The following is a 19,051-nucleotide window of genomic DNA, read 5'->3' as shown; positions in this document are numbered from 1 at the left end:
CATCGCATATATTAACAAACAGATTCTCACGGCGGTGGTCGCTGCAGAGAACGGAGAAATTTTTGAACTGGAGGGCTATGGCGCTGTTGGTATGTCAGGGAAAAAATTAAGCATACTGATCAAGGAGGATACCTGCGACATGCCCCATGGCAGCGAGCTCATGATGCTGCCCCATCGCCGGCCGATTGTATTTAATGTGGCAACGGACCAATTTGAGACCATGGAATTTAACCCCTACACCCCGGAGGAAAGAATCTATCCCGTGGGCGTCTTTAATTCCCCGGGCTATGTAAACCAGCATTTTTGTGCCTATGACGATGCCGGGATTGAAAACCCCCTGCCCCTTTTTTCCTATGGTGCTGTTGGGTTTGGTAAGAACGACTTTAGATCTGCTGCCATCCTTGTGGACACAGAACCCAGACAGGACTTAAGGCAGATGCCCAGGGAGGGTGTGGTACAGGGCGTTAGCCGCATCCAAAAATCATATCCGGACAACCGGCTCATGCGCCACCTTGAGACCTGTGCCCTGGTATACGGATGCCCGGCCGGGAAAAATTTTTTCCTGGGAAGATATGAAGCCCCCCTCCCGACTTCCACGGTATGCAATGCCAGTTGCCTGGGGTGTATCTCCCTTCAGACGGAAAATAATTTATGTGCCTGCCAAGATCGCATCAAATTCATCCCGACACCCCTGGAGATTGCCCAGGTTTCCCTTGAACATATCTTGCATGTCAAAAAGAGTGTGGTCAGTTTTGGCCAGGGATGCGAAGGAGAGCCCTTAACCTCAACAAAGGCCATTGCCCCTGCCATTGAAATCATTCGAAAACAAACAGACCAGGGCACCATCAACCTGAACACAAACGCCAGTTTGCCCGATTGTGTAAAAATCCTTTGCAAGGCAGGACTAGACTCCATGCGGGTGAGCATGAACTCGGTACGAAAGGTCTGTTACCAGGCCTATTTTCGACCCAAGTCCTATGAATTTTGTGATGTTCTCAAAAGTATTGATATTGCAAAGGAAAACGGAAAATTTGTTGCCATCAATTATTTGAATTGTCCCGGGTTTACGGATTCACAAAAAGAAGTGGACGCTCTGGTCCAATTTATCGGCACCCATGGTATTGATATGATCCAGTGGCGGAACTTAAACTTTGACCCCAACCACTACACCCGCATCATGGCAATGGCCGAAGATGGCGGCAATCCTGTGGGCATGGCAATGCTGATCAAAACTCTGTCCCTGGAATTTCCCCGCCTGATCCATGGATACTTCAACCCCCCAAAAGAGAATTATGTCCGCTAATAATCTGGGCCGGAAAATTCTTGTCATTGACCAGACTCTCAGGGAGGGCATGCAGTTCCAGGGGATTGTTTTTTCCCTTGCACAAAGGATAAAGATCCTTGAATTCCAGGAAGCCCTAGGGATAGACGTCTGCCAAGCCGGTTACCCCTCTGCCCATCCCATGGAGGCAAAGATTGTCTCCAAAGTGGCTGCCCACGCAAAAAAAAATAATTTTTGCATCCGAACATCAGCCCTGGGCAGGGCCTTTGCTCCGGATGCCGACATCCTGTGCAATACAAATGTTGATGATATCCATTTCCACCTTCAGGTAAAAAACACCATTACAAAAGAGGTACAGACCCGGTTGTTACAGGACATTGAAGCCCTCATCGGCCTTGTCCGCAACCGCAGGCCAGGGGCCGCAATCTCCATTGCCATGCTGGATATCGGCAAAACCGACAGCGACCTGCTCACCACCTGGGTCCACCTTTTAGGCCAGGACCTTGGCGTTGATATTCTCTCCTTGCCCGACACCTCGGGTATCATGGCCCCCAACCAGATCCATGACAAGATACTTGCCCTGTCCGCCCTGTCCCCAAAGGCCAGACTCTCGGTTCACTGCCACAATGACAGGGGCATGGCCTCGGCCAATTCCATCATGGGTATTATCGCAGGCGCCTGCGTCCTGGAAGTCTCTGCCCTGGGCATAGGAGAGCGAAACGGGATAGGCGATTTGTTCACCACAGCCAAACTGCTACAGACCCAGGGCATGACCCTGGGGGTTGATACGGACAATTTAAAATTATTTCAAGAATATTATGGCTTCCTGGATGCCATTGTCAGGGAACAGACAGGCGCAGCCCTTATCCAGTGCAACACCCCCGTATTTGGTGAGGCCGTCAAAACCCATGTGGCCGGTACCCATGCCCGGGGGGAATTTGGCACGCTGTCCGAAGAAAAATTTTATTTAAACCTGTTGTGCGGACAGACCCTGGTTCAAAAATACCTGAAGCATAAAAACATTTCCCATGACAAAGAAAAGCTGCATCAGATAACAGCAGCGATCAAAACCGAAAGCATCACCCTGGAAAGGCGCCTGACAAGGAGTGAAATAGAGGCCATTGTCCTCTGTGCTTTATAAATGATCAGATCAGACCTTAAATCAGGTGACACACCATAAAAAATATTTGCAAAACAGATCATAATCTGGTTTAAATGACGGTTTATATGGTATAGTAATTAGCATAAGGATGGTAATTTGAAACTCAATATAAATGGCATTGTTATTATTTGCGGAAATTATGGAAGTGGTAAAACCGAAACTGCCGTAAATCTGGCCGCTAAATCCAGGATAGAGGGAAAGGCGGTTAAAATAGCCGACCTGGACCTGGTCAACCCCTATTTCAGGACCCGGGAGGCAAGGGGTTTTCTTGAAGACTTAGGGGTTGAAGTGGTGCTGCCGGACAAACGCTACATGCACGCCGACCTTCCAATTCTTGCCCCTGCCGTGGCTGGCATGATCCAAAACCCTGCTGAGCTGACCATTCTGGATGCTGGTGGGGATGATGTCGGCGTAACGGTTCTGGCAGCCCTTGGGGATTTTCTGAGCAAACGAGAAGTTCACATGATTCAGGTAATCAATCCGTTTCGACCCTTCACCCAAACCATTGAAGGCTGTATTCAAATAAAAGAGAAGATTGAGGCATCTTCAAAGCTTAAGATCACGAGCATTGTCTCCAATGCCAATCTCATTGATGAAACCACACCGGAACACATTATAGAGGGATATCACTTTATTCGAGAAGTATCTAAAACCACCGGTCTGCCCATTGAATTCATAACCGCTTCATCCCAGATGATACCTCAACTTGATATGAACCAGTTCCATTGCCCGGTGCTGACCATTGACAGACAACTGGTATTCCCCTGGACAAGCAATTGATATAATAAGGAGTATTTTGTATGGCCTATAAACATATTATTGATTCCGAACGGTGTAAAGGATGCGGGCTCTGTGTCAATTTTTGCCCAAAGAATGTCCTTGAACTCACCCGTAAGGTAAATGCAAAAGGACATTTTCCCGTCCATCAGGCAAGACCGGAAGATTGTATTCACTGCGCCATCTGCTGTACTGTGTGCCCGGATGTTGCCATCCAGATTGTTGAAACCCAAACCACGTAAAATCGAACCCCATAGAATAAATTATATAGAATATTATATAGAATAGATTATAAGGATAAAACAAATGGCAAAAGTGTTAATGAAAGGAAACGAGGCAATCGGAGAAGCAGCTATCAGAGCGGGCTGTAAAGGTTATTTTGCCTACCCCATCACCCCCCAGTCAGAAGTTGCCGAATACATGGTAAAAAGAATGCCCGAAGTGGGCGGCGTCTTCCTACAAGGAGAGAGTGAAGTAGCAGTTGGATATATGATTTTCGGTGCAGCCGGTGCAGGAGAACGGGTGATGACCACCTCTTCTTCTCCCGGAATCAGTCTCATGAGCGAGGCCATCTCCTATATTGCTGCGGCCCAGTGCCCGGCGGTTTTTGTCAATATCATGCGCGGCGGCCCCGGTTTAGGAGGGATTTTGCCATCCCAGGCAGATTATTTCCAGGCCACAAAGGGCGGTGGACACGGGGACTATCGATTGCTGGTCCTGGCACCCGACGGTGTACAGGAAGCCGTTGAAATGACCATGCAGGCCTTTACCCTGGCTGAAAAATACCGGGGACCGGTCATGATTCTAGGAGACGGTCTCATCGGCCAGATGATGGAGCCGGTAGAATTTCCTGAAAATTTGGCCACCCAACCCTCCAACAAAGACGACTGGGCCACCAATGGCATGAGCACCCGGAAGAGCAAGCGAAGAAACCTGGTCAAATCCCTATTTTTGGACCCCACGGAACTCAATGCCAATAACCTGGCCCTCAAAGCCAAATATCAGCAGATGAAACAAGAAGAAATCCAGTTTGAACTGTATAATGCAGACAAGGATTATACGGTGCTGATCACAAGTTACGGCACCATGAGCCGAGTATGCAGAACTGCCATTGATCAGTTGAAAGAACAAGGCATTGAAGTGGCCCTGCTGCGGCCAAAAACACTTTTTCCCTTTCCGGAACAGGCTGTCTATGCGGCAGCTACAAAGGAAAGCTGTAAATCTGTCATCAGTATTGAAATGAGTATGGGACAGATGGTGGAAGATGTCGAACGATGTGTCAAAGGCCAACGGCCTGTTGAATTTTATGGCGAATGCGGCGGCGATATCCCGTCACCGGAAAAAATCATCGACATCATCAAAGCAATGATATAGGAGTAAAATAATGGGAAAAACATTTTCAAAGCCAGCCGCGCTCAGCGACACCATGACGCATTATTGTCCGGGCTGCACCCACGGAATTGTGCACAGGCTTGTTGCAGAAGTCATAGATGAGCTCGGCATTATAGACAGAACCGTTGGCATCGCCCCTGTGGGGTGCGCAGTTCTGGCCTATAATTATTTTAATTGTGATTTTCAGGAAGCGGCCCACGGCCGGGCACCTGCCATGGCCACGGGAATCAAACGGGTAAGACCGGATCTGATTGTCTTTACCTACCAGGGAGACGGGGACCTGGCCTCCATCGGCATGGGAGAAATCATCCATGCGGCCAACCGGGGGGAAAAATTCACCGTAATTTTTATTAATAATGCCATTTACGGCATGACCGGCGGCCAGATGGCCCCCACCACCATGCCCGGCCAGCGGGCAAGTACTGCCCCCATGGGAAGAGATACCGACCTGACCGGAATGCCTATCAAAATGGCCAATCTGTTGGGAGGGCTTGTCACACCGGCCTATATCACCCGACAGGCGGTTTTAAAACCCCAGCAGATCAACAAGGCCAAGAAAGCGATAAAACAGGCATTTCAATACCAGGTGGAAGGCAAGTGCTTCAGCTTTGTGGAAGTGATTTCAACCTGCCCGACCAATTGGGGGCTCACACCTCTGGATTCATTAAAATGGGCGGAAGAAACCCTCCTGCCCTACTATGAGCTGGGCGATGTTAAAACGCCTGAATAAACCCCTGGCATAAGATACTGATGTTAACACACTATAGTTGTTTTTGGAGAAACCAATGCAAACAGAAATAAAATTTGCAGGATTTGGAGGCCAGGGAATCTTACTGAGCGCCAAACTTCTGGCCTATGCGGCAATGAAAGAGGGATCCTTTGTTGCCTGGGTACCCTCCTACGGGCCGGAAATGCGCGGGGGGACTGCCTATTGTACCGTAGTCATCAGCGACAAGCTGATCGGCTCTCCCATCATTAAAAACCCCAGTCATCTGGTGGCAATGAACCGGCCGTCCCTGGAAAAATTTGCCGCTGACGTAAAACCCGGGGGCATTATATTTGTCAACAGCTCTCTGATTTCCGTCAGAAGCAATCGAACAGATATTACGGAACTTGTGGTGCCCATCAATGAAATTGCCACAGCAGCCGGCAGTGTCCGGGCGGCCAACATTGTGGCCCTGGCAGCCTTTAATGCAAAGGCCAAGCTGGTGGATCCGGACCTGCTGAAAAAATGCATAAAAGAAGAGTTTGCGGCCAAGGCCAAAATTATTCCATTGAACATGAAAGCATTTGATGAAGGAGTTAGCTTCGCAGAAAACAATTAGCCAGTGAACAATTACCGTTTAAAAAGGGGAGGACAAGATGATCAGACGTGAAATATCGCTTTTTCTAAAAAATGTACCCGGCGAGTTGGGAAAACTCACTGCCTTTTTGGGCGACGCCAATATTAACATTGACGCCATTACCATCCAGGATGCATCTTCCTATGTCCAGAACCTGTTTGAAGCCCGGGGCAAATCCTTGAAACGGCTGGCATCATATGCCAGCTATAGTTCCATGAGACGGGACTCTGCTGATTTTTCCCTGATCCGCCTGTTAACAGACAAACCAGAAGACGCCATTGCCCTGCTAAAAGACAATGACTATTTGTTTGACTCAAATGATGTGGTGGCCATTGATATTACCAACAAACCCGGGGAATTTGCAAAAATGACCAAAAAACTCGGGGAAGAAAAAATCAATATCAATTATGTCTACGGATCTGTGTCTGATTCAGACGGCAAATGCCTCTTTGTTTTCTGTCCCGAGGACGTTGCCTTTGCGGAATCCATTTTTGAAGGCGGTAAGTACTAACCTGCCCTATCACAGGAACGGACGGTATATTCTCTATTGCAAAATATACCGTCCTCCTGCTGATACAACAGTATCCAAACTCTGGTTTGATCTCCGGCAAAAAAGGCTGGATCTAGGGTTTTCTCTTGTCCCTTAAGATATGGTTTGAAATCACCATGCGCTGAATCTCGCTGGTGCCCTCATAGATGGTAAACACCCGGGCATCCCGGTAATATCGTTCCACATTGTAATCCTTGGTAAACCCATACCCTCCATGGATCTGGATCGCCCTTGCCGTGACCTTGTTCACCATTTCAGAGGCAAATAATTTGGCAATGGAGGCTTCCTTTGTATAGGGCTCCCCGCGGTCTTTCATGGAAGCCGCGGAAAAAATCAATTGCCTGGCAGCTTCGATCTGGGTGGCCATGTCTGCGATCTGGAACCGGATGGCCTGGTGCTTTGATATAACAGACCCAAATTGTTTTCTCTTCTGGGCATATTTTACGGCTGCATCAAAGGCCGCCTGGGCCACGCCCAGGGACTGGGCGGCGATACCAATTCTGCCGCTGTCAAGACCGGACATGGCAATCTTAAAGCCATCCCCTTCCTCTCCCAGAATATTGGCTGCTGGCACCCGGCAATTTTCAAATATCACATCGGTGGTATCAGAGGCCCGTAGCCCCATTTTGTCTTCCAGGTGACCCACCACAAGTCCCGGGGTTCCCTTGGGAACAATGAAACAGGAAATGCCACGATGGCCGACGCTCTCGTTGGTTTTGGCCGTTACCAGCACCACGCTGCTGTTTTTCCCCGAGGTGATAAACCGCTTGGTGCCGTTGATCACATAGGAATCACCCTCCCGAACCGCCGTTGTGGACTGGCTGACCGGATCAGAGCCTGCATCGGGTTCGGTGAGGGCAAAGGCGCCTATGATCTCTCCTGAGGCCAGGGGAACAAGAAATTTAAGTTTTTGTTCTTCGGTTCCAAATTTATAAAAACTTTCACAGACAATGGAATTTTGAACCGACATGACAACCGAAGTTGAGGCGCAGGAATAGGCTATTTCAGACAGGGCCAGGACATAGGAAACGGCATCGGCCTCTTCCCCGCCATAGATTTCCGGGATCATCATTCCCATCAGCCCCAGTTCCCCCATCTGCCTGAAATTCTCCGCAGGAAATTCCTTTGTCTTGTCCCGTTCGGAAGCAGTTGCGGCAATGACCTTTCTGGAGAATTCCCTGACCATATTTTGAATCATCAATTGTTCATCAGTAAGCTTGAATAACATGGGCAACTCCTTTATCATTAGGGGGCATAAACGACCACAATCAATTCCGCATCTGTATCTCCGGTATTGCGCAGGTCATGTTTGATCCCTGAATTAAAATGGAGAGAATCCCCTGGTTCCAAGACATTGATATGGTCCCCCACCTGAACTTCCACCTTTCCTTCCAGGACATAGACGAACTCTTCGCCTTCGTGGTGGAACCCCACACCATCATGGCTGGTATTTGCATCTACCACAATGCGGAATGCCTTTAGATGCTTGTTCTCCGCCCCTGGCGTCAGGGGCGTATAGGCATAATTGTCCGTTCTTTTGGTGTAAGCCTGGGACCGCTCTTCCTGGCTGTCTTCCTGCTCTTTGAGCAGGAAGCCCGAATCCAGTTGAAGGGTCCTTGAAATCTGAAGCAAGGTTCCCACGGAGGGTCTTTTTTCTCCGCCCTCAATCTTTTTAATAACCGCCTTTGCCAGCCCTGTTTCATTTGCCATGGTGTCCAGGCTCATTTTCTTGGCCAGCCTGGCCCGCCTGATTCGTGTTCCGATGGGGGTTATTTCTTTCTTTTTAGCCATTGGTTCTCCAATAGTTTGAGATCTTTCAAACTTCATTTTTGATTGAGCGCTCGTTCTTTCTTGCTTACTTATCCGCTCATTTATCCATGGTTAAACAACAAATCCGATATCTCTTTTCTCATTACACAAAAGAGTTATTCGACAACTTCAATCCAATTTTCCGTGTCCGGTTCTTTTCCGTATTGAATGCCAGTCAATGCATCATAAAATTTCATTGATGTCTTGCCCGGCGTGCCATCCCCAATGTTGATGACCCGGTCACCATAACGGATCTCGCCCACGGGTGAAATAACAGCAGCTGTTCCCGATCCAAAAACTTCAGTGAGACTTCCGTCTTCACTGGCCGTGAAGATCTCATCAATACTGATTTTTCGTTCCGATACCGTCATCCCCCATTTTTTTGCCAGGTCAATGACAGAGTACCGGGTAATTCCAGGCAAAATACTGCCGCTTAAGTTTGGTGTGACCAATTCACCCTTAATAATAAAAAAGATATTCATGGCACCGACTTCTTCGATATATTTCATCTCAAGGGCATCCAGCCACAACACCTGGGCATAGCCTTCTTTTTTTGCATGTTCCCCTGCACTGAGACTGGCTGCATAGTTAGCAGCCGTTTTAAATTCACCAACCCCCCTGCGAACGGCCCGGACATGGTCCTTGGCAACCCATATTTTTACCGGGTTAAATCCTTCGGCGTAATAGGCACCCACGGAACAAAGAATTATATAAAACTTAAAGGTAAAAGAGGATCTCACCCCCAGGTAGGGATCGGTGGCAATAATGGTCGGCCGGATATACAAAGAGGTCCCAAGGGTTTCGGGAATCCAGTTTTCTTCCAGTTTAACCAATTGTTTCAGGGCATCCATGACAAGATCAATATCCAGTTCAGGAATGCAAAGCCCCTTGGCAGACCGGTTCATCCGCTTGAAATTATCCCGGGCCCGGAAGAGCTGAATCTTATTATCCGGTGTTTTATAGGCCTTGAGCCCTTCAAAAATCGCCTGTCCATAGTGCAATACCATGGCTGCCGGTGACATTGAAAAATTAGCATAGGGTTCGATGCGCGGATCATGCCAGCCCTTATCAACCGAATAATCCATCACAAACATATGGTCTGTGAATGCTGTCCCAAATCCCAGATCCGCATCCTTTGGCCGGGTACCTGTTTTGGCAACCCGGGTCACTTTAATCTCCATTATTTCCTCCATCAAATTTGTTTATAATCAAATTATTATATTAAGGTATTCATTAATGTAAAGCAAAGGATTTTTACCGCCTGATTCCGGTAAATAGTTCCCTTAAAAACAGACCCCTGATTTTAGAGATAATTTATACCCTTGACATTCCCAGTCTTCTTATAGAGTATTTAAGATTAACTGCTTTTTAATTGAAGAGTTACAACAAACACTTTTTTTTTTTTTTGAAACGCCCATGAATATAGTATTAATTGCCACAGCATTTGTTTTTGGATTTGTTGCCAAGCAGTTTGGACTACCGCCGCTTATCGGGTTCCTTGCGGCCGGCTTTGTTCTTAATTTGTTTGGCGTTGAAGCCACTCCGGCCCTGCATCAATTGTCTGAGACCGGTATCATTTTGCTACTTTTCAGCATCGGCTTAAAAGTTAAGATAAAAAGATTACTGGCCCCACAAATCTGGGGAACCGCATCATTACACATGTTCACCATTGTGGTGCTGTTTGGTGCCTTCATACATGGGTTGAGCCTGACCGGACTCTCATTTTTCAGCAAGCTGTCGCTGTCCTCTTCCCTGATCATTGCCTTTGCCCTGAGTTTTTCCAGTACAGTATTTGCGGTAAAGATTCTCGAAGAAAAAGGAGAGATGTCTTCAAAACACGGCAGCCTTGCCATTGGCATTCTAATCATCCAGGACATGTTCGCCGTGATTTTCATCACCATCTCCAGCGGCAAAATTCCCTCTCCCCTTGCCCTGGGACTGGTTGGCCTGTTCTTTTTAAGAAAACCCCTTATGGCAATATTGGATAAAAGCGGTCATGGGGAACTTCTGGTGCTGCTATCTTGTCTTTTGCCCATTGCTGGTGCCGGGTTATTTGAATCCGTAGGGCTCAAGCCAGACCTGGGCGCACTGATCCTGGGAATGCTGCTGGCCGGATACACCAAAACCGACGAACTTGCCAAGGCTATGTTCGGTTTCAAGGATATGTTCCTTGTGGGTTTTTTCTTGACCATCGGCATGGCCGACCTGCCCACCCTTGATATGGTCTGGGCAGCCCTTTTGCTTGTGGCCCTTGTCCCCGTCAAGGCCATCCTGTTCTTCTGGTTGTTAACCCGGTTTTCTCTCAGGGCCCGGACCTCATTGCGCACTGCCATGAACCTGACAAATTATAGCGAATTCGGCCTGATTATCAGTGCCCTGGGCGTCACCCAGGGGTGGTTTGGCAGCGAATGGCTGGTGATCCTGGCCGTTGCCCTGTCAATCTCCATGATGATCGCCTCGCCTGCCATCAATCTGACAAACCAACTCTATTGTCGCTGGAATTCTTTTCTCAGACGATTTGAGACCCAAACCCGCCTGCCAGGAGATGATCTTGTTGATATCGGAACCGCCACTGTTGCGGTTTATGGGATGGGAAGAATTGGCACCGGTGCCTACGACACTTTAAAACAGCATTATGGCAGGCAGGTCATTGGAATCGATTTCGATGAAGAGCGTGTCGCATCCCATATCAAACAAGGCCGGCGAGTCATCCATGCAGATGCATCGGATGATGATTTCTGGCAACGCGGAATGACAGCCCCCCAGCAAATCAACCTGGGACTTTTGGCCATGTCCCATGGGGCTAATTTAGCCGCGGCAAAAAAGATTTCAGCCTTTCACCGTGTTGGAACACTTGCTGCCATCGCCCAGTACGAAGACGAAATAGACCCCCTCAAACGAGAGGGTGTTGACCTTGTCCTGGATATCTATGCCGAGGCAGGCGCGGGATTTTCAAATCATGTTTGCCAATTAATTGCCAAAAAAGTTTGAGGTTACTTCTATTTTATTATTTTCTAAGAGGCAGGTATGATAAAACTGAGCATATACACAAAACTAGCAATAGGTTTTGCTGCCATTATTGCGATAATGATCCTCTCCAACGCCTATGTTCTATTTGAGTTGAATGTCGTCGCCAATGGCGCAAAAAACATTCTTACCTCAAATGTCAGGACCCAGGAACTTGCAAGGCAACTGCATCCCGCTGTTCAAAATGAAAACGAATATGCCGAAAAATACCTGATTTCAAATGATGATGCCTATTTTTCCTTGTTCATTGAAACCAGCAAAGAAATCGCAAAAAACATAAACTTATTGTTTGAGACGCTGTCCTCGGATGAAGACCGATTATTGATAGAGAATCTGCAAAAAACACATGCGTCCATTGTTGTCAGTATGCAGCCAGAAAACCATAAACAAATTGCCCACAATGAAAATCAAAATCAGATACGGCTGGAAAACAAGAGATTAATGCTTGATTCCCTTGATCTCCTTATCCGGAAAAGCCATTTCTCCATTGGACGAGAAATGGCCCGGATTGAGTCGACAATAACCCGTTCCGGCAAAATCGCCCTGCTCTTAATCGCAGGGACTCTCTTTACTGCTGTGACAACCGCCTTGATCATTGCCCGCACCATTACCCGACCCATTGGCCAGCTGATCCGGGGAACTGAACAGATTGCACAGGGTAATTTTGAAGAGATTCTTGTGTCTTCCCATGATGAGATTGCGCAGCTTGCCTCCGCCGTCAATGAGATGAGCACCAAAATTAATGAGACAAATGAATTAAAAGCGCAGATGATGCAACAAATCTCCCATGAACTTAAAACCCCTCTTCAGGCAATGCAATCAGCCCATGATGTTTTAATGATCTCTGGATCTGCTACGGAGACAAGGCTTAGAATGCTTGCAGCCATTAAAAGAAGCATCGATAAAATAACAGATTTCAGCATGCAATACCTTGACCTTGCAAAGATAGAAACCGGTGCAATGCAATACAAGAGAACATTGTCTGATATCCATAAAATCGTCACACCTGTGGTGGATGAAGCAAAACTTGTTGCCGCGTCAAAAAATATACAAATAGAGCTTACGGCCGTTGCCGTTCCCAGGGTCCTGGTGGATATGGAAAAAGTGTCAATAATTATCAATAATTTAATCAGCAATGCGATTAAATACACGCGGGAAAAGGGTAAAATCAATGTGAGCATAGGCCTGAGCGATCTGGGGGTCCAAGTTGCTATTAAAGACTCAGGAATAGGGATCAACCCGGAAGAATTGCCTAATGTGTTTAACCGGTTTTATCAGGCCAGTAATATAGAAAAAATAAAAAGCAATGGATCAGGGGTGGGGCTTGCGATTGTCAAGGCATATACAGAAGGACAGGGGGGAAAGGTTCTTGCTGAAAGCATTCCTGATCAGGGGTCGACATTTAAAATTGTATTTCCAATAGAGGATAACCAGAACAAAATATCCCATGTATAAATCTTAATTTAAGTGATACTATCAATTTTAAGCGCCCCAAGGATAGCCATGATTTAACTTAAACATTTATGTCAATTAAACGGACCCATACCCCATGAAAATGATGAAAGCATTGGTAAAAGCAAAGCCCGAACCAGGTCTATGGTTGGAAGAGGTACCGATTCCCGGGATCAAACACAACGAGGTGTTGATCAAAATAGTTAAAACCGCCATTTGCGGCACGGATATTCATATCTACAACTGGGACAAATGGTCCCAGAAGACCATCCCTATACCCATGCATGTGGGCCATGAGTTTGTCGGCCGGATTGAAAAAGTGGGTTCCCATGTGGTCGATTTCAAACCAGGGGACCTGGTTTCGGGTGAAGGGCATCTGGTCTGCGGTCACTGCAGAAACTGCCTTGCCGGCCGCCGGCACCTGTGCAATGATACCAAAGGGGTCGGGGTGAACCGTGCCGGGGCCTTTGCCCAATACCTTGCCATTCCCGTGACCAATGTCTGGTATTGCGATGAAACAATCCCTCTGGATGTCCTGGCCTGTTTTGACCCCCTGGGCAATGCCACCCACACCGCCCTTTCCTTTGATGTTCTCGGAGAAGATGTGCTGATCACAGGCGCCGGCCCCATCGGCTGCATGGCAGCAGCCATTGCAAGGCATGCAGGTGCCCGGCACGTGGTGGTCACCGACGTCAATCCTTATCGCCTGGGATTGGCCAAACGAGCCGGTGCCACCCTCACCATTGATGTGAGCAAAAACAAAATTGAAGATGCCCAGCGACAACTTGGCATGAAAGAAGGGTTTGACGTGGCCCTTGAGATGTCCGGCAACCCTTTGGCCCTGAAGTCCATTTTAGATAATATGTGCCACGGCGGAAGAATTGCCATGCTGGGCATCATGCCCGACGACACGGCAATCGACTGGAACAAGGTGGTGTTTAACATGCTGACCATCAAGGGTATCTACGGCAGGGAAATGTTTGAAACCTGGTACAAGATGAGCGCCATGATCCAGAGTGGACTTGATATTTCCCCTTTAATTACCCACAAATTTCACTACACTGATTTCCAAAAAGGATTTGATATAATGAGGTCCGGGCAATCGGGGAAGGTAATTTTGGACTGGGATTAGGCCCCTTGAATTAGGACCCTTTATTTTTTTTATGGAGCAACTAAAATGAGCACAAAAAAACTTGACACGAGTCTGGAAAAAGAACTGATCGCCCTAAAAGAAGAAGGCAGGGCCAAATCTGAAGAACGGGTCATACAAGGCTATATCCCGCCATCAGGGACCAAAGGTCCCCGGTATAAACTTTTAGGCAGTGACAACGCGTTCATACGGCTCAACTCAAATTCTTATTTGTCCCTTTCAAACCATCCAAAGTTAATTGAAGCAGCTGACGAGGCCACCCATAAATTTGGTGTGGGTCCGGGGGCGGTCCGGTTCATTGACGGAACCTTTATCCTTCACAAACGTCTGGAACAGCGAATCGCTAACTTTTTGGGAAAACCTGGGGCCAAAATTTTCAATTCCGCCTATACCGCCAATTGCGGGCTTGCTTTGTCCATTTCCGACAAACGAACCCATTGGATCGGGGACCAGCTGAACCACAACAGCATTATAAGGGCCATGCGCATCAGCAATATTCCAAGGGAAAACAAGGGTATTTTCAAGCACAATGACATGGCAGACCTGGAACGCTGTCTTAGTGAGGTGGGACCAAAGATTGAGCGGGTGGTGGTGATCTTTGACGGAATCTTCAGCATGCGGGGGGACCATGCCCCCATTGATCAAATAATGAAAATCTGCAGGCGCTATGATGATCGCTTCACAGACGGGGTGATCACGGTAGTGGATGATTCCCACGGCATGGGGGCCTATGGAGATTCAGGACGGGGCACCCAGGATTTTTGTGGCGCTGTTCCGGATATTATCGTGGGTACCTTTGGCAAAGCCTTTGGGGTTAATGGCGGATTTATTGCGGGAAGCGACGTATTGGTTGAATCCATAAGACAAAAGGCAGATACCTATATTTACACCAATCCCTTGAGTGTGGCCGACTGTGCTGCCGCAGTAACCGCCCTGGATATCTGCGATTCTCAGGAAGGCCTGGGTTTGTTAAAACACTTGAAAGAAAGAACCGCACAATTTCGGCAGGGGCTTGACGACTTAGGCCTGGAATCGATTCCCGGCCCCCACCCCGTGGTTCCCCTCATGGTCCGGGATACCAACCGGACCCATACACTTGTACGCTATTTATATGACCATGGGGTATTGGTGGTGGGACTGACCTTTCCCGTGGTGCCAAAGGGAGACGAAACCATACGATTCCAAATAAATGCCGCCCATACCCGGGCAGATATTGATTCTGTTCTTGAATTATTAAAGAAATTTAAATAAAAGAAAGAAATCATATCCAACCTGACCATGGAATATACATCATGCTGCAAGGGAGGGAAAAGTGGACCATCAACACATTCTTAAGGGCAAAAGGATTCTTCTGGTGGACGATGAACCAGACATTCTTGAGACCCTTGAAGAACTGCTATATGACTGCAAAACAGATTCGGCTGCCACCTTTGAATCAGCCGTTTCCTTCCTTAAAAACAACCCCTATGATGCCGCCATCCTGGACATCATGGGGGTAAAAGGGTATTCACTCCTGAAAATCACCCACCGACTGAATATCCCCTCCATCATGCTCACGGCCCACTCCCTGACCCCGGACAATCTCAAACGTTCCATCGAACAGGGGGCAGATGCCTATGTGCCCAAGGACAAGCTGGTGGATATATCCCTGTTTGTGGCAGATGTGCTCTCGGCAAGAAAACAAGGAGAAAATGCCAATTCCACCTGGTTTTCAAGGCTGAATCCCATATTTGATAAATTATTTGGCAAAGAATGGCGGACAAGTGACCAGGCATTTTGGGATGAATTTGATAAACGGTAACCGGGTAACCGGGGTCAGGCTTGCGTTATTGCGCTTTTGATCAAAAGCACAATAACGCAAGCCTGACCCCTATAAAGGAATGGTCACGGTAAATTCAGCCCCTTTTCCGTCATCAGATGTCAGAATGAGTCCCCCCCCCATATCCTTAAGCAGTACCATAACACCAGCAAGCCCCAGCCCATGGCTCTCAATGGCAGATTCAATGGAACCGCCCGTGGTAAAATAGGTTTCAAAAATCCGTTGATGGTTTGCCGGCGGTATCCCCCGTCCATCATCCCTGACCTTTAAAATCATCTGTTTTTCTTCAATGCGGCCGGAAATTTCCACCACACAGGCGCGATGTTTAAAGGCATTGGTCACCAGATTTCTTAAGACCTGTTTTACCTTGGCAGCATCCAGATGGACAATTGTTTTCCACATTTTCCTGTCAAAGCCAAGCCTGAAACCGACGGTGTTCAGCACCTGTTCAAGCCCGGCATAGGACTCCAACTTCCGAATAATATCGGCAACGGGGGGATCTGATAGATCAAAGATCTCCACCAGCACTGACATCACAAGGGAGGAAACACTGAAATCAGAGGTGATCATCACCCCTTCCCGGCTCCTGCCAAGTTCCAGAACGTCATTGACAAGTCGCTGGGTGGTCAGGGTGTTCCGGATAATCCGCTTTAGCACCTTGATCTGCTTTTCCGTGAGGGGCCCATAGGAGTCTTGGCGGTTCAAAAGGGATTTTGCCCCGGCATCGATAACAGAAATAGGCACCTTAAGATCGTGAATCAAAATTTCAGTTTTAATCGTGGTGTTGGGCATATTCGTCTCTACCTCTTAAAATCCTTGCAATTGTTATCAAGGATTCTATATATTGATACCAATTGTTGCAGGCTTCATGCTGGCATCGGCCCCTTTTAAGAACGCTAAAATCATCAATTGTTATACGGGGATCCTTTAATCTTGTAAAGTCTTTTGGAGTTTTTATGAGTAGAGATGAAACAGATGCGCTGAAAAAAAGGATCGAAGAGCTGGAAGAAGAGAACCAGACACTGAGCAAGATTATTTTCAAAGCCCCGATTCCTATTTTTGTCCTGGACAAAAACCATAAAATTACCCATTTTAACCAGGCCCTTGAAGAGCTCACAGGGTTTAAGTCCAAAGGAATGGTGGGGACCAATTCCCAATGGAAAGCCTTTTATGCAAACAAACGGCCGGTCATGGCCGATCTTATGATTGCCAAGTCTTCAGATTGGGAGATCCTGGAGCATTACGACTATAAATATGACCTGGGCATTTCCAGCAATGAATTATTTGCAGCCACCGATTTTTTCCCTGATCTTCCACCGGAAGGCAAATGGCTGTTTTTCACAGCAGCCCCCTTCACAGACAGTAAGGGAGAAATTACAGGTGCCGTTGAAACCCTTCAGGATGTGACCGAAGAAAAAATCCAGGAACGAAAAATCAATGAACTCTATCGGATCTATCGAAATATTCTGGAATTTATCCCCTATCCCATTATCGTATACGACGAACGAGGCCTGGTCTCCTATGTAAACCCCGCATTTACGACCACCTTCGGGTGGACCCTGGAGAAACTTTTCGGCAAGCCCCTTCCCTTTGTACCCGACTTCCTGGAAGCCGAGACCCATGATATTTTAAATAAATTTCAAGCGGATAAAAAGCTGGGTCGGTATGAAACAAAGCGGTTAACACAGGACGGCAAAATTCTGGATGTGGTGATCTGGGCCGCCTCCCAGACCCGGTTCAAGGAGAACAAAACAGAAAACTTTGTTATTTTAAGAAATATAACAGAAGAAAAAAGAGTGGCTGCCAACAACAAGACCATCATGAGAATTTCAGCCGCCCTGCCGGAATATACAGACCTGGAAGAGTTGATGGATTATATTACACAAGAAATCAAGGAACTTCTCAACACCGAAGGCGCGGTTGTATTACTCTATGATGAGATAAAAGAAGACCTGTTCTTTCTTGGTGCCTCCTATGATGACTCGGACACCCAGGAGCGGGCCAGGGAATTTCGGTTTACCCTGGATGAGGTCTTTGCCGGCAAAGTCATGAAAACAGGCCAGGCGGAAGTGGTAAACGATACCGAGTTTTTATTAAAAGCCTACCCGGAAAGAGATAAGAAGCTGGGGTATCAAACCCGAAATATCATGGGGGTTCCCATTCGAAGTGATGGTCGTATCATCGGGGTTCTCTGCGCCATTAATAAAAAGATCAACCACTTTGATGACAATGATATGGAGCTGATGACCATGATTGGTGGGACTGCGGCCATCTCCATTGAAAATGCACGGTTTTCCGATGCTCTAAAAGAGTCTTACCGGGACGTGGCATCCCTGAACCGGGCAAAAGGCAAAGCCATTAACCACCTGTCCCATGAACTGAAAACACCGGTGGCCATCCTTACCGGCTCCCTGCAGATCCTGAGGAAAAAACTGAGCAACCTGCCCAATGTCAAAGTGGATGCCACCTTGAACCGGATTGAGCGAAACCTGAGCCGGATTGTGGATATCCAGAATGAAACAGCGGATATCATGGAAGACAAAACATATGCGGCAAGGGTTTTATTGCTCAAAATGCTGGAAGCCTGCCAGGATGAACTGGAAACCCTGGTTGAAAATGCCCTCCAGGGTAATAATTTTGATCCTAACCATCTCAGCGAATCCGTCCGGAACCTCATTGACAAGGAATTCGGCCACAGGTCACAGCACCACAAAACCATTGATTTTTCAAGGGCATTCCAGGAACTTTACCAAGCGATAAGCCCCCTGTTTCATTTCCGGAGAATCCAGATAAACATTGACATCCAGGAGGCGCTTCCCCCTCTCCTGATGCCACCGGACGTATTAAACAAGGTCATGGAAGGTCTCGTTAAAAATGCCATTGAAAACACACCGGACCAGGGCCGCATTAATATCTCTGCCCACCCCCGGGACAAAGGAATCCTTTTCAGGGTTCATGATTTTGGTGTGGGCATTGAAACAGATGATCAAAAACGGATTTTCGAAGGGTTTTTCACCACCCAGGAAACCCTGCTCTATTCCACCAAAACCCCCTTTGATTTCAATGCCGGCGGGAAAGGGGCCGATCTTCTGCGAATGAAACTTTTTTCAGACCGCCTGGGGTTTACCATAAAAATAAACTCCAAGCGGTGTTGTTATCTGGTTGAAAACAAGGCGGAAGCCTGCCCGGGAGATATTTTGAAATGCCAATTTTGCACCTGCCAGGAAGATTGCCTGACCTCAGGTCACACCCTGTTTTCAGTATTCTTTCCAAATGAACCATAACAAA

General features: G+C 47.5%; 18 protein-coding genes. 14 read left to right on the top strand and 4 right to left on the bottom strand.

Features of this window, described 5'->3' with window-relative positions; translation table 11 throughout:
* Position 1: 1 nt before the first annotated feature.
* From ACZ45G_RS02780 to ACZ45G_RS02745, 8 genes are all read left to right on the top strand, one after another.
* Positions 2 to 1,303, top strand: coding sequence for a radical SAM family protein (locus ACZ45G_RS02780; protein WP_464179845.1), 1,302 nt, complete (start codon positions 2 to 4; stop codon positions 1,301 to 1,303).
* Complete coding sequence (locus ACZ45G_RS02775; protein ID WP_464175135.1) at positions 1,293 to 2,423, top strand: hypothetical protein; 1,131 nt, start codon at positions 1,293 to 1,295, stop codon at positions 2,421 to 2,423. Before ACZ45G_RS02780 ends, ACZ45G_RS02775 begins: the two co-directional genes overlap by 11 nt.
* A 117-nt stretch (positions 2,424 to 2,540) precedes the next feature.
* Positions 2,541 to 3,224 carry a cobalamin biosynthesis protein CbiA gene (locus ACZ45G_RS02770; protein ID WP_464175134.1) on the top strand — a complete coding sequence of 228 codons (684 nt, stop codon included), beginning with the start codon at positions 2,541 to 2,543 and terminating at the stop codon, positions 3,222 to 3,224.
* A 20-nt stretch (positions 3,225 to 3,244) separates the two neighbouring features.
* On the top strand, positions 3,245 to 3,463 hold the full coding sequence (locus ACZ45G_RS02765) for a 4Fe-4S dicluster domain-containing protein (protein ID WP_464175133.1): 219 nt from the start codon (positions 3,245 to 3,247) through the stop codon (positions 3,461 to 3,463).
* A gap of 64 nt (positions 3,464 to 3,527) precedes the next feature.
* Positions 3,528 to 4,595, top strand: coding sequence for a 3-methyl-2-oxobutanoate dehydrogenase subunit VorB (gene vorB, locus ACZ45G_RS02760; RefSeq protein WP_464175132.1), 1,068 nt, complete (start codon positions 3,528 to 3,530; stop codon positions 4,593 to 4,595).
* A 10-nt stretch (positions 4,596 to 4,605) separates the two neighbouring features.
* Positions 4,606 to 5,343 (top strand): thiamine pyrophosphate-dependent enzyme, encoded by a 738-nt coding sequence (locus ACZ45G_RS02755; protein WP_464175131.1) that lies wholly within the window; start codon positions 4,606 to 4,608, stop codon positions 5,341 to 5,343.
* A gap of 55 nt (positions 5,344 to 5,398) precedes the next feature.
* Positions 5,399 to 5,938 carry a 2-oxoacid:acceptor oxidoreductase family protein gene (locus tag ACZ45G_RS02750; RefSeq protein WP_464175130.1) on the top strand — a complete coding sequence of 180 codons (540 nt, stop codon included), beginning with the start codon at positions 5,399 to 5,401 and terminating at the stop codon, positions 5,936 to 5,938.
* A gap of 37 nt (positions 5,939 to 5,975) precedes the next feature.
* The gene (locus ACZ45G_RS02745; protein ID WP_464175129.1) at positions 5,976 to 6,467 is read left to right on the top strand and encodes an amino acid-binding protein; all 492 of its coding nucleotides are present in this window, start codon (positions 5,976 to 5,978) and stop codon (positions 6,465 to 6,467) included.
* A gap of 112 nt (positions 6,468 to 6,579) precedes the next feature.
* On the opposite strand, the gene ACZ45G_RS02740 is transcribed toward ACZ45G_RS02745, so the two are convergent.
* The 3 genes from ACZ45G_RS02740 to ACZ45G_RS02730 all read right to left on the bottom strand — a co-directional run bounded on the left by ACZ45G_RS02740 (position 6,580) and on the right by ACZ45G_RS02730 (position 9,496).
* Complete coding sequence (locus tag ACZ45G_RS02740; protein WP_464175128.1) at positions 6,580 to 7,734, bottom strand: acyl-CoA dehydrogenase; 1,155 nt, start codon at positions 7,732 to 7,734, stop codon at positions 6,580 to 6,582.
* A 17-nt stretch (positions 7,735 to 7,751) separates the two neighbouring features.
* A complete protein-coding gene (locus tag ACZ45G_RS02735; RefSeq protein ID WP_464175127.1) occupies positions 7,752 to 8,297 on the bottom strand; it encodes a helix-turn-helix domain-containing protein in 546 nt (181 codons plus the stop codon).
* Between the two features lie 134 nt (positions 8,298 to 8,431).
* Positions 8,432 to 9,496 carry a branched-chain amino acid aminotransferase gene (locus ACZ45G_RS02730; RefSeq protein WP_464175126.1) on the bottom strand — a complete coding sequence of 355 codons (1,065 nt, stop codon included), beginning with the start codon at positions 9,494 to 9,496 and terminating at the stop codon, positions 8,432 to 8,434.
* Between the two features lie 235 nt (positions 9,497 to 9,731).
* Here ACZ45G_RS02730 and ACZ45G_RS02725 point away from each other — a divergent pair, with 235 nt between their 5' ends.
* The 5 genes from ACZ45G_RS02725 to ACZ45G_RS02705 all read left to right on the top strand — a co-directional run bounded on the left by ACZ45G_RS02725 (position 9,732) and on the right by ACZ45G_RS02705 (position 15,745).
* Positions 9,732 to 11,306, top strand: coding sequence for a cation:proton antiporter domain-containing protein (locus ACZ45G_RS02725; protein ID WP_464175125.1), 1,575 nt, complete (start codon positions 9,732 to 9,734; stop codon positions 11,304 to 11,306).
* 36 nt (positions 11,307 to 11,342) lie between these two features.
* Positions 11,343 to 12,797, top strand: coding sequence for a HAMP domain-containing sensor histidine kinase (locus tag ACZ45G_RS02720; protein WP_464175124.1), 1,455 nt, complete (start codon positions 11,343 to 11,345; stop codon positions 12,795 to 12,797).
* Positions 12,798 to 12,891: 94 nt separating this feature from the next.
* A complete protein-coding gene (gene tdh, locus ACZ45G_RS02715; RefSeq protein ID WP_464175123.1) occupies positions 12,892 to 13,926 on the top strand; it encodes an L-threonine 3-dehydrogenase in 1,035 nt (344 codons plus the stop codon).
* A 45-nt stretch (positions 13,927 to 13,971) separates the two neighbouring features.
* A complete protein-coding gene (locus ACZ45G_RS02710) occupies positions 13,972 to 15,195 on the top strand; it encodes an aminotransferase class I/II-fold pyridoxal phosphate-dependent enzyme (protein ID WP_464175122.1) in 1,224 nt (407 codons plus the stop codon).
* A gap of 61 nt (positions 15,196 to 15,256) precedes the next feature.
* Positions 15,257 to 15,745: a response regulator gene (locus ACZ45G_RS02705; protein ID WP_464175121.1), complete on the top strand. Its 489-nt coding sequence runs from the start codon at positions 15,257 to 15,259 to the stop codon at positions 15,743 to 15,745.
* 69 nt (positions 15,746 to 15,814) lie between these two features.
* Here ACZ45G_RS02705 and ACZ45G_RS02700 read toward each other — a convergent pair whose 3' ends face one another.
* A complete protein-coding gene (locus tag ACZ45G_RS02700) occupies positions 15,815 to 16,555 on the bottom strand; it encodes a sensor histidine kinase (RefSeq protein WP_464175120.1) in 741 nt (246 codons plus the stop codon).
* Positions 16,556 to 16,719: 164 nt separating this feature from the next.
* Between ACZ45G_RS02700 and ACZ45G_RS02695 the strand changes: the two genes are divergently transcribed.
* Positions 16,720 to 19,047 carry a sensor histidine kinase gene (locus tag ACZ45G_RS02695; RefSeq protein ID WP_464175119.1) on the top strand — a complete coding sequence of 776 codons (2,328 nt, stop codon included), beginning with the start codon at positions 16,720 to 16,722 and terminating at the stop codon, positions 19,045 to 19,047.
* Positions 19,048 to 19,051: the final 4 nt, after the last annotated feature.

This window comes from Desulfoconvexum algidum (assembly GCF_055382125.1).
The sequence above is the reverse complement of the archived record's forward strand: the minus strand, read 5'-3'. Positions and strand labels throughout refer to the sequence as shown.

What these genes read in the sequence shown, in the direction of transcription:
- ACZ45G_RS02775 (WP_464175135.1), top strand. Translation starts at nt 1,293, where the DNA reads ATGTCCGCTAATAATCTGGGCCGGAAAATTCTTGTCATTGACCAGACT.
- ACZ45G_RS02765 (WP_464175133.1), top strand. Translation starts at nt 3,245, where the DNA reads ATGGCCTATAAACATATTATTGATTCCGAACGGTGTAAAGGATGCGGG.
- vorB (WP_464175132.1), top strand. Translation starts at nt 3,528, where the DNA reads ATGGCAAAAGTGTTAATGAAAGGAAACGAGGCAATCGGAGAAGCAGCT.
- ACZ45G_RS02755 (WP_464175131.1), top strand. Translation starts at nt 4,606, where the DNA reads ATGGGAAAAACATTTTCAAAGCCAGCCGCGCTCAGCGACACCATGACG.
- ACZ45G_RS02750 (WP_464175130.1), top strand. Translation starts at nt 5,399, where the DNA reads ATGCAAACAGAAATAAAATTTGCAGGATTTGGAGGCCAGGGAATCTTA.
- ACZ45G_RS02745 (WP_464175129.1), top strand. Translation starts at nt 5,976, where the DNA reads ATGATCAGACGTGAAATATCGCTTTTTCTAAAAAATGTACCCGGCGAG.
- ACZ45G_RS02740 (WP_464175128.1), bottom strand. Translation starts at nt 7,734, where the DNA reads ATGTTATTCAAGCTTACTGATGAACAATTGATGATTCAAAATATGGTC.
- ACZ45G_RS02735 (WP_464175127.1), bottom strand. Translation starts at nt 8,297, where the DNA reads ATGGCTAAAAAGAAAGAAATAACCCCCATCGGAACACGAATCAGGCGG.
- ACZ45G_RS02730 (WP_464175126.1), bottom strand. Translation starts at nt 9,496, where the DNA reads ATGGAGATTAAAGTGACCCGGGTTGCCAAAACAGGTACCCGGCCAAAG.
- ACZ45G_RS02725 (WP_464175125.1), top strand. Translation starts at nt 9,732, where the DNA reads ATGAATATAGTATTAATTGCCACAGCATTTGTTTTTGGATTTGTTGCC.
- ACZ45G_RS02720 (WP_464175124.1), top strand. Translation starts at nt 11,343, where the DNA reads ATGATAAAACTGAGCATATACACAAAACTAGCAATAGGTTTTGCTGCC.
- tdh (WP_464175123.1), top strand. Translation starts at nt 12,892, where the DNA reads ATGAAAATGATGAAAGCATTGGTAAAAGCAAAGCCCGAACCAGGTCTA.
- ACZ45G_RS02710 (WP_464175122.1), top strand. Translation starts at nt 13,972, where the DNA reads ATGAGCACAAAAAAACTTGACACGAGTCTGGAAAAAGAACTGATCGCC.
- ACZ45G_RS02700 (WP_464175120.1), bottom strand. Translation starts at nt 16,555, where the DNA reads ATGCCCAACACCACGATTAAAACTGAAATTTTGATTCACGATCTTAAG.
- ACZ45G_RS02695 (WP_464175119.1), top strand. Translation starts at nt 16,720, where the DNA reads ATGAGTAGAGATGAAACAGATGCGCTGAAAAAAAGGATCGAAGAGCTG.